This window comes from Candidatus Effluviviaceae Genus I sp., from assembly GCA_016867725.1.
Classification (GTDB): Bacteria; Joyebacterota; Joyebacteria; order Joyebacterales; family Joyebacteraceae; genus VGIX01.
Genome location: VGIX01000044.1, coordinates 1 through 11,888, shown reverse-complemented (window position 1 = coordinate 11,888; position 11,888 = coordinate 1). Strand labels below are relative to the sequence as shown.

Below are 11,888 nucleotides of genomic sequence, written 5' to 3'. Positions count from 1 at the left end.
CCGTCTCCGGCCCGCGCGGCGCGGGAGCGGCGCCCGTCGCCCGCCCCTCCGCCACCGCCCTGACCGCCTCGACGGCCTTCACGTAGCCGGTGCACCGGCACAGGTTCCCGGTGAGGTGCTCGCGGATCTCCTGCTCTGAGGGATGCGGATGCTCGTCGAGCAGCGCCTTCGACGAGACGATCATGCCCTGCATGCAGTACGCGCACTGCGCCGCGCTGCGAGCGAGGAACTCCGTCTGGAGCGGATGCGGGTTCGCGGCGTCCCCCACGCCCTCGATGGTGGTGACCGCGCGGCCGTCGACGCGGGCGGTGAGCACACTGCACGACGGAACGGGGCGGCCATCCAGAAGCACCGTGCACACGCCGCAGTTGCCGGAGCGGCACCCCGCCTTGACGCCGGTGAACCCGCTTCGCCGCAGCGTGTCGAGCAGGACCTCGCCCGGATCGACCGCAAGCGCGATGGGCTTCCCGTTCAAGGTGAACCGGACGGTCATGCGCCTACTCCTCCGCCCCGGCCACAGGCAGAACCCCGCCCGCCCGCGCGAGCGCCCGTCGGGCCGCCACGCCGGCCAGGCGCGTTCGGTACGCCGCGCTCGCGCGGTGGTCGCTCCTCGGCGTGACCGCGGCGGACACCATCCGGCCCGCCTCCTCGAACACGGCCGGCGACGGCTCCTTCCCCGCGAGGAACGCCTCGATGTCCGGCCGCCGCGCGGGCGGGCCGCCCACGCCGTTCAGCGCCAGCCGCGCCTCGGCGATCCGCCCGCCGTCGAGCCGCACCGCCGCCGCGCAGTTGACGAGCGCGACGTCGAGCCGCTTGCGGCCGTGCTTCTCGAACGCGCCGCGAAGCCCGGGTGTGGCGGCCGGCACGCGGACGTCTGCGATGAGGTCCCCCCGAGCGAAGACCTCGCGGCGGGCGGCGTAGAGGCGGTCGATTGGAACGATGCGCTCGCCCGAACGCCCCATGACCCTGACCGACGCATCGAGCACGAGGAGCGCCGGCGGCAGGTCCGTCGGGAAGTGCCAGGCCATGAGGTTGCCCCCGACGGTGGCGAGGTTCCTCACGGTGTGATTAGCAAGCCAGGAGGTCGCCTCGCGCAGGAGCCCCCCGGCCGGCCGCCCGGCCTCGGTGGCGCGCAGAAGCTCACCGACGGTCACGGTTGCGCCGATGATCAGCGTTCCGGACGAGCCGGCGGCCGTGTCCACGCGAAGGCCGCCCAGGCCCGCCGAGGTGAGGTCCACGAGGAAGCCCAGGCGCCGGGACCCGCTCGTCACAAGGATGGTCCCGCCGGCCACATAGAGCCCGCTCCCCTCGCTCTCCGCGAGGAGCCGCACGGCCTCCGCCGCGCTCGCAGGACGGCGGATCTCCCTGAGGTCGAGCATCGGTCGCTCCCATCGCGACGGCGGCCGCCCCGGTGTCGCCGGCGCCGGCCGCGCCATCACCCGGAGGATACGCGCTCCCGGGCGGGTCTTCAAGGTCGAAGGCCCGCCCGGAGCGCCCGCGGCTTGCCCGTTGACGCCTCCCTGACACTCGACTATCCTTGTGTCCCGATGGCAGCCGTGTCTCCTCGGGATCCCGCGCCGGGGACAGCCATCCCACCGGTCAGTCGTTGAGGGCGCGCCGCGTGCGCGCGCCACACGCGTGCCAGGTGCCTCTCTCGAAAGGAGATGCCGCATGTCGCACCGCATCCATGTGCTTGCGGCGACGGCGCTCGCCGCGTTCGTCGTCGCGGCGCTCGCGCTGCCCGCGCTCGCCGTTCCCAGGACGTCGCTCGGCGAGATGTTCCAAGGTCCCAGCTGACCCTACTGCCCCTCCGCGGTCGCGGGGTTCAGAGACCTTGTCGCCTACTATGGATACGACGGATTCGTTCCCATCACGTGGTACACGTCATCCCCTTACGTGATCCCAGCCATGTCCACGCGCAGGACCTTCTACGGTGGGGCCACGGGCATCCCGAACGCGTGGTTCGACGGCGAGGACAACGTCTACGGCGGAAGCACGGCGCCGACGATGTTCCCAACGTACAATCCCATCGTCGCCGCGAACATCGCCGAGGGGAGTCCGATCCTCGTCAAGCCCGTGGCCAAGTTCACATCGGCAACGGCCGGCACGCTGTTCGTGGACATCGACGTCATGGATCCGGTCACGACCACGAACAACAAGGTCCACTTCGTCATCGTCGAGGAGGGCATCGAGACGTACGGCGCGACGCCGGGCATGGCTCGCGCAATGCTCGCCGACGAGACCTTCGCGCTGACGTCGCCCGGCGAAGCGGTGAGCTACGCCAAGGCGTTCACGCTCGGGACCTCCTGGAAGCTCGACAACATCGGGTTCGTGGCGTGGGTGCAGTGTCACAACATCCCGCGGCGGGTGCTTCAGGCGGCGCGCTGCACGCGCGGGAACGGCATCGCGGTGTCCCCGGCCGAGGGGCTGCTCGCGACCGGGCCGATCGGCGGGCCGTTCAACCCGGGGAGCGTCACGTTCGAGGTCGAGAACCTCGGCGGAGCCGCGATAGGCTACTCGGTCACGGCGACGAAGCCGTGGGTCACGATCCTGAACGGCTCCGGGACCATCCCAGGCGGTTCATCGGTCGAGGTCACGGCGGAGCTGAACGTGCTTGCCTCGGCCCTCGGCGGCGGCGTCTACAGCGACGTGCTCACGTTCACGAACACGACCAACGGCATCGGCAACACGACCCGCGCCCTCGGGCTCGAGGTGGGCGACCGCGTCGTCGTGTACTCGTTCCCGATGGACACGAACCCCGGCTGGACCACACAGGGGCTCTGGGCGTACGGGCGGCCGATGGGCGGCGGCGGCCAGTACGGTTACCCCGATCCGATCAGCGGCCACACGGGCGCGAACGTGTACGGCTACAACCTGAACGGAGACTACGAGAACAACCTGCCGGAGCGGCACCTCACGACCCCCGCGCTCGACCTCACCGGCTACGCGGGCGTTCAGGTGAGCTTCTGGAGGTGGCTGGGCGTCGAGCAGCCCGCGTACGACCACGCCTACTTCAGGGTGAGCAAGAACGGCACGACGTGGTCCACCATCTGGTCCAACACGGCGACGATCGAGGAGAACGCCTGGAGCCAGCACACCTACGACATCTCCGCGTTGGCCGACAACACCACCGTGTACCTGCGCTGGACGATGGGCACGACCGATAGCAGCTGGCAGTACTGCGGCTGGAACATCGACGACGTCGAGATCACGGGCATCCTGGTGACGGCCTCAGGCGTCGAGAGCCCGGGAGTCGTCTCGCGCGTGTCCCTCCTTCCGAGCAGCCCGAACCCGTTCCGCGAGTCCGCCACCATCGCGTACAGCGTCCCGGCGGCGGGGCGCGTGAGGATCGCTGTCTACGACGTGGCCGGGCGCCTGGTGAGAACCGTCGTGGACGACGACGTCGAAGCCGGCCTGCACGCGACGCAGTGGGACGGCAGGGACCGCTCGGGCACGGCGGTGGCCTCGGGCGTGTACTTCTGCCGCATCGAAGCCTGTGGCACGTCGGATACGAGGAGCATCGTCGTGCTCAAGTAGAGCTGGGGAGTGCCTGAGCTGGAAGCGCGGAGCCCGGCCCCGATGGGCCGGGCTCCCGCGTTGGCGGTCGGGCAGTCAGCGGCCGCCGATGAAGGCCTACAGCGTCCAGGCGTATCCGACCTTCGCGAAGAACGTCCTGTCGGTCTGGGTGAGGTCCACGGTCCCGCTCCCGTAGTGCGCGTCGCCGTAGCCGAGGAAGAGCACGGTCTGCGGGTTCAGCTTGTACGAGAAGAGGACCTGGCTCGTGAGGCTCTGCTCCTCGGGCTCGACGGGGAATGGGTGAAGCTCGGGGGCGCGGTCGCAGTCCACGTACTGGAGGATCGCCCGCACGAACATCTCCGGGGAGAACTGGTAGACCGCCTTCAGGTAGGTCACGTTCGCCGTGTAGAGCCTTCCTTCGTCCACGTTCATGCGCTCGTAGCGCTGCCCCACGTTCGCCGAGAGATGACGCCCGGCCTTGAGACCGACGTACGGGAAGACCGCGACCAGATCACCGTTCCGCGCGTTCGCGTAGTCGATGGCGCGCGCGTACTTCCCCTCGAGCATGGCGAACAGCCACCCGGTGGGCCAGAAGCCCGTCTCGACCTCCGCGGACCAGGTGTCGAACTCCTCGCCCGCGAACACCTCGGTGCCCACCCAGCCGTCCGCCTCTACGTGCGACTCCTTCGGACCGTTGTAGTGCGCCCAGAGACGCGCTCCCTCCGCCCGGACATCGCCGTCCTCGGTCTCCTCGCGCCGGTAGCAGCCGCCGGCGTTCAGCATGGTCCACCAGCTCCCCGCGTCCCGCTGCCAGGTGTGACCCGCCCCCAGCTCGACGTCGCGGTGCCCTACGTCAGGCACGAACCCGAGGTCGTTCCGGAACCCGCGGCTGACGTCGTAGTACTGCCCGTACACGTCGAGCCCGCTCGTGTACCGCCCGACGTGCAGCGAGTAGACGTGGCCGTCGAACCGGCCGCTCTCCTGCGAGTAGTCGGCGGCGAGGCTGTCGGGGTAGTCGGTGGACGAGAACAGCGCGGCCGCGTTCACGCCGTACGTTCCCGCGAGCATGAGGTCCGCGCGGACGCCCCCCATCTGGTTCGCGTACTCGTCGCCGCGGCGGTCGTTGAAGACCGCGCTGATCGAGGATGACCGCCCCACGTCGCGGGAGTAGCGAAGGAGGCTGCAGGTGGACTCGCGGTCGAGCGAGGCCGTCCGCGAGCGCTCGCCCATCGGGAGGATCAGGTTCGTGACCTCGTCGCGCGACACGAGCGCGCCGAAGCCGTTCCCGCCCTCCTTGGCGGTGAGCTTCACGCCCCACGCCGGGTCCGCGACGGACCGGGAGTAGAAGTTCGGGAACATGCCGGCGCTCTCGAGGAAGAACGGCCGCTTCTCGTCGTACCAGAGCGCGTGGCGCGTGTTCACGTCGAGCTGGAACGCGTCCGCCTCGACCTGCGAGAAGTCCGGGTTGAGCGCGGCGGCCAGGGTCGTGTTCGGCGTGACGCCCCAGCGCGCCGTGAGCCCCGGCCCGTAGCTCGAGTCGCGCTCCTCGAACGGGCCCTCCACGAACCCCTCGCGCTGCTGCGAGGTGATGGCCGAGAACGTCGGGTCAAGCTCGATGCTCCTGCCGGGGTTCACGCCGGCGAATCCCACGAGCTTCTCCATCTGGCAGAAGTAGCAGTTGTTGTTGCGGTCGCGGGCGTAGAGACCGATGTGGCGCCGGACGCCACGGGGGTAGCTGCGCACGGCGTCCACGCCCCAGATCTGGTCGCCCTCGGTCCGCTGGAACTTGAGCGAGCTGAACGGAATGGCCATCTCGACGGAGTACCCCCAATCGAAGATGCGCCCGGCGGAGTCCCAGATGGCGTCCCACGAGTTCCCGTCCCCGTGGACGCCGTTCGCCGTGTCGCCCTGGATGCCCAGCGGGTTGCAGGCGAACTCGAACCCGCCGCGCTGGTCGTTGTAGGTGTCGACGCCGACGATGACGAACTCGTCGGCCCACATCTGGTCGCGGTCGCAGTAGCGCGCACGGATGAGCGAGGGATCCGGGTCGAGCGCGCGGAACGCCACGAGGAAGTGCGTGTCGTTGTACGCGAGGAGCATGTCGGTGTGCACGGGCGCGGGGATGTTCTCGCCGGGGCGCACCTCGGTGTTCACGCCCATGACGAGGGCCTCGCGCCAGACGTCCTCGTCGAGCACGCCATCGACGACGATGGGCGACGCCACCCGGGGGACACGTTGGGGGACCTTCTCGGCGGCCGCGGCCGATCCCGGGCCTGCGACGAGCGCGGAGAGCGCGAACGCGGCACACGCAACGGCGCAGACGCCGGTCCGGGAAGCGCAGTCGGGGAGCTTCATGGTGATGCCTCGCTCAGATGGGATCGAGAGGCGCAGGTCCGGAACACGCCTCTCAGACACCTCTCCCGTGCGCCGGGTTGCACCGCGCGTCGCCGCGCCGAACTGCCGTCGGCCCCAGACGTGACGAGGCCCCCGACGCGCGTCGGGGGCCTCTCGCTCTGCGCCCTATCGGCCGGCCTACCTGCGCCTGCCCCTCAGATACACGAACGGCCTCCCGTCGATGTCCAGCGCGTCGCCGTCGGCGAGCTTGCGCATCGTGCGGACCGGCTCCCCGTTGACGGTGACACTGCCGGTGACGACGCGGATCAGCGGGCCGCCGTCGTCGCGCGTGCCGATCACCTCGACGGCCGTGTGGGCCAGATCGTCAAGGAAGTCGCCGCCGGCCCCGAGCCTCACGCAGACGTGGCCCGGGTTCTCGAGCGGGACGCACGCCCTGGCGGACGTCGTCCCCTCGCGCTCGACGGGCCTGAGATACCCCTTCACGCGAGCCGGCTGCGTCCCGATGGCCCGCGTGAACACGTTCGTCCACGACTGCTTGCGGTGCACGCCGAGGGCGACGACGCCCATGAGCACGCCGAGCGCCGCCGTCGCGCCCTGATAGAACATGCTCGAGCGCGCGCGGCAGTCGCCGGCCGCGGCGAGCATCCCCTTGACCAGACCGCCGCTCCGCGGGGCGTCCGCGGGGCGAGGCTCCTGCGCCTTCGTGTTCTTCCCGCCGTCCGACGGCTGCGCCGTGGCCTCGCGCGGCGCATCCGCCGCCGGAGCGGCGTCCGCCACGGCCTCGTTCTCGCTCGGCCGCCGCGCGGCCGCCTTCACCGCCGCCTTCGAGAACGCGCCCGACAGCGCCTGCGCGTCGAGCGACGCGAAGTACTCGCCTCCGCTCGCCGTCGAGACGTCGGCAAGGAGCGCCCCGTCGACCTGGTCGGGCCGACCGAGGCCGATCGTGACGACCGGAACGCGGATCTCGCCGAACATGCGGCCAAGCTCCCTCAGCCTCGCCTCGCTGGCCGCGCGGATCGCGTCGTACTGCGAGTAGTCCTCGTACACCGGGATGAGCTTGCCGTCGGTCAGAAGGACGACGCACCCGTTGCGCCGCCCGCTGATGACGGGAAGGACCTTGTCCCGTTCGCGCCACGCAAGCTCGAGCCCGGCGGTGATGTCGGTCCTGTCGTGGTCGAAGGTGAGCCGCATGGCGTTCATGAGCGACTGCCTCGCGGCCGCATCGCCGACCGTGACCGGATACTTGCTCAGCACGGCGTGCGTCCGCTCGCCGTAGCCGTACACGCTCACGCGGTCCTCGGGGGCCATGGCCTTCACGAACTCCTGGAGCGCCGCAAGCGTCGCCTGTGCTCGTCCCTGGTACTTCATGGTGCCGGTGCAGTCGACGATGATCACGTGGTGCATGCCCTGCGGCGCCGCAAGGGCGGTCGCAGCCCACGCGAGCAAGAGCATCGCGCCCGCGACGGTGCGCGCGCATCGTCCGGTGATCCCGCTCATCTGCGTGCTCCTCCTGTGCTACCCTCTTCCGCGGTCGGAAGGCCCCCGGGCGATCCCGGGGGAACCATGTTCAGCCTGGTCCGCCCGCACGGTGGAGCACGAATCGTGCCAGCGTGAGCGTCGCTCAGGCCCGTGGACGCTGCGGCGCAACGGCTGGGCGCGGGAGCCCCGGCGAAGGGCCGGACGCCGTGACCACATGGACGCCCGCTCAAGGGAGAAACGCAATGCCGATGACGGTTCTCGCAAGCGACCTTGCTGAGATTGGGATGGCCGACGCCGTGCGGCAGCTCAAGGAGGGGCGCAAGGCGCTCGACGCCGTCGAGGAGGGCATACGACGCGTCGAGGCCGACCCGGCAGTGCGCCACGTCGGGCTGGGCGGCGACCCCAATCTCCTCGGAGAGATGGAGTGCGACGCTGCGGTCATGGACGGCGCAACGCGCATGGCCGGGTCCGTGGGGGCGCTTCGCGGCCACGTGCACGCCGTGAGCGTCGCGCGGGCGGTCATGGAGCACCTCCCCCACGTCATGCTCGTCGGCGAGGGCGCCGCGATGTTCGCCCGCGAGATGGGACACCGCCGGACAGAGCTCCTCACGGACGCGGCGCGGTCATCGCACGGCGCCTGGATCGAGCGCGACGTGGAGACGAGCGCGGGCCCGAACTGGCGGGCGGGACCGCTCGCACCGGCGGCATGGATCGCCGCCGGACGGCTCGAGTGCCGGGACACCGTCGTCGTCCTCGCCATCGACGCCCGTGGCGACATCGCAGCGGGCACGAGCACGTCAGGGTGGGCGTACAAGTACCCGGGGAGGCTCGGGGACTCGCCGGTGATCGGCGCCGGTCTGTATGCCCAGAACGCCGCGGGCGCATGCGGCTGCACGCACACGGGCGAGATGGCGCTGCGGGCCTGCACCGCCGCGCGCGTGGTGTGGAACCTCGGAGCAGGGGTTCCTGTGAAGGACGCCTGTGCCGAGGCCGCGGCAGACCTCGCCGGCCTCACCGGAGGCCATCTCGGCGGTGTCGTGATCCACGCCCTGAGCGCGTCGGGAGCGCCGGCGGTCGTCCCCGCCGGGCGCCTGAGGAAGCCGATCGCCTACTGGTTCTGGCAGGAGGACATGCCGGCTCCCGAGCTGCGCGAGGCGTCTGGATAGGAGGGCTGGCGGGGAGTCAGACCGCAGAGCGTCTCTCCGCCCCACGGGGCTGCCACCTTGACATCCTCGGAAGAAGTGGGTAGCATGGAATCGCACAGCGATCCTCTCAGTTCCTGCGTTCGACTGCTGGGGGCCGGTTCATGCGTGAAGTGCTGACGCGGCGTGTCGGGATGCTTCTCGTGCCTTCTCTGCTCGTGTTCGCGGGCGCGGCGCAGGCCGTTCTGGTCACCCAGCACCTGACGGACCAGCAGATGCTCGCCCTCATGCCCGAGTCTGAGCTGTCGTTCACCGCCGAGGGGCGCATCGGTGACCGCGGCGGCGTGGCCACGTTCGAGCTGGACATCGGGCGCCTCACCTCCTCCCCCTCGCAGACCGCGCAGCACAACTGGCAGAGCGGCAGGACCGAACCACTCACCGTGGCGTACGACGCCTTCCTCAACACGGCGTCCTTCACGCTCGGCGGCGTCACGCTGACCTATCAGCCTGACCGGTACTTCAACGAGATCTTCGTGAGGGCGAGGGCGGGGCAGAGCGGGTCGAGCCTCGCGGTGAGCAACCTCGTGCTCGAGGGCCTCCCGGTGGGCGACGTCTCCCAGGCCACGGGTCCGAGCGCGACCGACGTCCTGAGGATCAGCGGCGCGAACCTCTACGACGGCTTCTCGCTGACGGGAACCGCTGTGCTCTCGTGGCAGGACCCGGCCCCGACGCAGTCGAACCTCGCCTTCCAGATCAAGGTGGGCGCGGTCCCGGCCAACCCGATCGACGAGGCCACGTGGGGCCGCCTCAAGGCGATCTTCAAGTAGCAGCTTCCGGAAGCGACACGCCGACACACGCTAGCTGAAGAGCAGAAGGCTCGCGGCCATCACGGCCATGCCCGCGATGATGCTGTACGTCGCCGCGTGGTGCTCGCCGTACCGCTCGGCCGCGGGGAGCAGCCCGTCGATCGAGATGAAGACCATGATGCCTGCCGCCGCGAACGCGAGCGCGAACGCGGCGTCCCCGAGGAAGCGCAGGAGCAGGAAGTAGCCCGCCGGCGCGCCCACCGGCTCCGCAAGACCCGAGAGGAACGAGAGGAAGAACGCCTTCCTCCTGCTGCCGGTCGCGTAGGAGATGGGCACGGAGACCGCGATGCCCTCGGGCACGTTGTGGGTGGCGATGGCCGCGGCGGACATGACCCCCATGCGAAGCAGCTTCGAGAAGGGCGGCGCATCGCCGCGAAGCTCCTCCAGCCCGCGCGCCTCGTGAGGGTTCTCGGAGGCCGGGATCAGCCGGTCGATCGCCCCGATGAGCACGATGCCGCCGAAGCACGCGAGGGTCGTGGGCTGGCTCAGCATCGCTGTCACCCGCTCAGGCTGAGGCCTCCGCCCGTCCATCTCGACCGTCCAGTTCGAGGAGCTGATGTTCGGCGAAGACCCGTATGCTGCCAACCCGCGGTCGGCCGGTGCATCGTGGCGGGCGGACCCGATTCTTGCTATACTGAAGACATGACGACGATCATCCTCGCCATCGTGGCAGCAACGGTCCTCGCACCGACCTGCGCCGTCGGGGCGCCGGCCGAGATCGCCATCGGCGACACGCTCACGGTGATCGCCCGCCCCATCCTGTCCATTCCGACGATCACGGTCCCCGGGGGGCAGTTCACCGTCGAGGCGTACGCCCCGCCGGCGACCACGGGCTGGGCCGCGTCCCTGGTCCGCGGATCGCTCGAACACACGCTCTCCGTGAGCGATGCGGCCTACAGCGCGGGCCATGAGCGCTGGTTCATGACGGCGACCGTGCCGCCGGGCGTTCCCGCGGAGCTGTACGACCTCCGCGTCGAGGCCTCCGGCGGCGTCTGGGACACCGAAGCCCACGCCGTCGCCGTGCGCCTCTCCATCGAGGACGACTTCTACTTCGTGCACATCACCGACGCGCACTTCCCCACGCACCTCTACCACTACCAGTCCGGCGCCGACACCGACACGACGGAGCTCCTCGACCTGCGTGCCGTCATCGACGACATCAACATCATGAACCCCGCGTTCGTGCTCTTCACGGGCGACCTCGTGAACGAAGGCGAGCTCGAGAACTACCTGAACAAGCGATACTACACACGTCTCAAGCGGGTCCTCAAAGAGCTCGACGTTCCCGTGTATCTCACGGCCGGCAACCACGACATCGGCGGCTGGAACGACACGCCGCCGCCGGCGGGGACGGCGCGGCGGAACTGGTGGAGGTTCTTCGGCTGGCGACGCCTCTACGACCCGCCGCCGTCGGAGATCGCCTACACGCAGGACTCCTCGTTCGACTACGGCGGGGTCCACTTCGTCGGCATCGAGGCGTACAACAACTACGATCGGTGGCGCAGGAACATCTACGGGACCGACAGCTTCACGTCGAGGCAGCTGTCGTGGCTGACGAGCGATCTCTCGACCGTCTCACCGACCACACCCGTCGTGGCGTTCTACCACATGGACTTCCAGGACCAGCTCAATCTCGGGAGTCTTGGGATCGACTGCGCGCTGTGGGGGCACATCCACTCGTCGTCGGGGTCGATCACGTCGCCGCCCTACGATCTCTCGCTGGCCGCCGTCTGCGACGGCGCCCGGGCCATGCGCGTGGTGCGCGCCTCCGGGGGTACGACGATCACGCCCTCCGCGCACGTCTCCGCCGGCGGCACCGGGCTTCAGCTTCGCGTGCTGTTCGACCCTCCGAACGACGGCACGCACGAGGAGCTGACGGTGGGCATCATCAACAACCAGCCGCAGACGTTCGAGCATGGGCTCGTGAAGTTCCGAGTGCCCGCTGCGTCGGCGCCCTACGAGGTGGACAACGGGGAACTCGTCCAGACGGTCGTGGAGGGCAGCGTGGCGACCTGCTATGTGCGGGTGAGCCTCCCGGCGCACTCCATCACGGGTGTGACGATCAGCCCGGCACCGAGCGGCGTGTCAGACGAGCCGCACGCTCGGTCGCTCGCGCTGACCGCGGCGCCGTTCCCCAACCCGGCGCGCGGGACGACGCGGCTGGCCTTCTCGCTCGCATCGAGGGCGCGGGTCAGGGCGGAGATCCTCACGGTGCGCGGGCGAACCGTCACGGTGCTCTGCGACCACGACTTCGCGGCGGGTGTGCACGAACTCGCGTGGGACGCGGGCAACGAGGCGTCGGGATCGCTCGCCGCCGGCGTCTATCTCTACAGGATCCGGTCCGGGGCGCAGACGCTGTCAGGGAAGATCATCCTGCTCCGATAGGCGCGCCCCGCCTACCCGTCAGGTTCCCTAACATCACATTGCCCTGCGTTTGTGGTTACCATCGAGGCTACACCTCACTCGCAATGGGAGCAGGGGTGTCGCTTGCACCGGCCGGCTCGGCGGGGTATCCTTCCTCCGGGGAAGC

Annotated in this window: 9 protein-coding genes; 4 read left to right on the top strand and 5 right to left on the bottom strand. The window is 70.0% G+C overall.

Going from position 1 to position 11,888, the window contains the following annotated elements; genetic code table 11:
- Window positions 1-493, bottom strand: a 493-nt coding sequence (locus FJY74_08365; GenBank protein ID MBM3308325.1) for a (2Fe-2S)-binding protein, incomplete at its 3' end; no start/stop codon positions are given.
- A 4-nt stretch (window positions 494-497) separates the two neighbouring features.
- Complete coding sequence (locus tag FJY74_08360) at window positions 498-1,379, bottom strand: FAD binding domain-containing protein (protein MBM3308324.1); 882 nt, start codon at window positions 1,377-1,379, stop codon at window positions 498-500.
- A 529-nt stretch (window positions 1,380-1,908) separates the two neighbouring features.
- Here FJY74_08360 and FJY74_08355 point away from each other — a divergent pair.
- Entirely contained in the window at window positions 1,909-3,537 is a 1,629-nt protein-coding gene (locus FJY74_08355) for a choice-of-anchor J domain-containing protein (GenBank protein MBM3308323.1), read from the top strand.
- A gap of 96 nt (window positions 3,538-3,633) precedes the next feature.
- Here the strand turns inward: FJY74_08355 and FJY74_08350 are convergent, their stop codons facing one another.
- Together FJY74_08350 and FJY74_08345 are read right to left on the bottom strand one after the other, a co-directional pair.
- Complete coding sequence (locus tag FJY74_08350; protein ID MBM3308322.1) at window positions 3,634-5,871, bottom strand: carbohydrate binding family 9 domain-containing protein; 2,238 nt, start codon at window positions 5,869-5,871, stop codon at window positions 3,634-3,636.
- Between the two features lie 177 nt (window positions 5,872-6,048).
- On the bottom strand, window positions 6,049-7,368 hold the full coding sequence (locus tag FJY74_08345) for a VWA domain-containing protein (protein MBM3308321.1): 1,320 nt from the start codon (window positions 7,366-7,368) through the stop codon (window positions 6,049-6,051).
- Window positions 7,369-7,598: 230 nt separating this feature from the next.
- Between FJY74_08345 and FJY74_08340 the strand changes: the two genes are divergently transcribed.
- Together FJY74_08340 and FJY74_08335 are read left to right on the top strand one after the other, a co-directional pair.
- Entirely contained in the window at window positions 7,599-8,516 is a 918-nt protein-coding gene (locus tag FJY74_08340; GenBank protein ID MBM3308320.1) for an isoaspartyl peptidase/L-asparaginase, read from the top strand.
- A 140-nt stretch (window positions 8,517-8,656) separates the two neighbouring features.
- On the top strand, window positions 8,657-9,319 hold the full coding sequence (locus FJY74_08335; protein ID MBM3308319.1) for a hypothetical protein: 663 nt from the start codon (window positions 8,657-8,659) through the stop codon (window positions 9,317-9,319).
- Window positions 9,320-9,349: 30 nt separating this feature from the next.
- Here FJY74_08335 and FJY74_08330 read toward each other — a convergent pair whose 3' ends face one another.
- Window positions 9,350-9,850, bottom strand: coding sequence for a ZIP family metal transporter (locus FJY74_08330; GenBank protein ID MBM3308318.1), 501 nt, complete (start codon window positions 9,848-9,850; stop codon window positions 9,350-9,352).
- A 150-nt stretch (window positions 9,851-10,000) separates the two neighbouring features.
- Here FJY74_08330 and FJY74_08325 point away from each other — a divergent pair, with 150 nt between their 5' ends.
- Window positions 10,001-11,743: a metallophosphoesterase gene (locus FJY74_08325; protein ID MBM3308317.1), complete on the top strand. Its 1,743-nt coding sequence runs from the start codon at window positions 10,001-10,003 to the stop codon at window positions 11,741-11,743.
- Window positions 11,744-11,888 lie beyond the last annotated feature (145 nt).

Coding starts and splice junctions, on each gene's coding strand:
- FJY74_08335 (MBM3308319.1), top strand. CDS start 8,657: ATGCGTGAAGTGCTGACGCGGCGTGTCGGGATGCTTCTCGTGCCTTCT.
- FJY74_08325 (MBM3308317.1), top strand. CDS start 10,001: ATGACGACGATCATCCTCGCCATCGTGGCAGCAACGGTCCTCGCACCG.
- FJY74_08340 (MBM3308320.1), top strand. CDS start 7,599: ATGACGGTTCTCGCAAGCGACCTTGCTGAGATTGGGATGGCCGACGCC.
- FJY74_08350 (MBM3308322.1), bottom strand. CDS start 5,871: ATGAAGCTCCCCGACTGCGCTTCCCGGACCGGCGTCTGCGCCGTTGCG.
- FJY74_08345 (MBM3308321.1), bottom strand. CDS start 7,368: ATGAGCGGGATCACCGGACGATGCGCGCGCACCGTCGCGGGCGCGATG.
- FJY74_08360 (MBM3308324.1), bottom strand. CDS start 1,379: ATGCTCGACCTCAGGGAGATCCGCCGTCCTGCGAGCGCGGCGGAGGCC.
- FJY74_08330 (MBM3308318.1), bottom strand. CDS start 9,850: ATGCTGAGCCAGCCCACGACCCTCGCGTGCTTCGGCGGCATCGTGCTC.
- FJY74_08355 (MBM3308323.1), top strand. CDS start 1,909: ATGTCCACGCGCAGGACCTTCTACGGTGGGGCCACGGGCATCCCGAAC.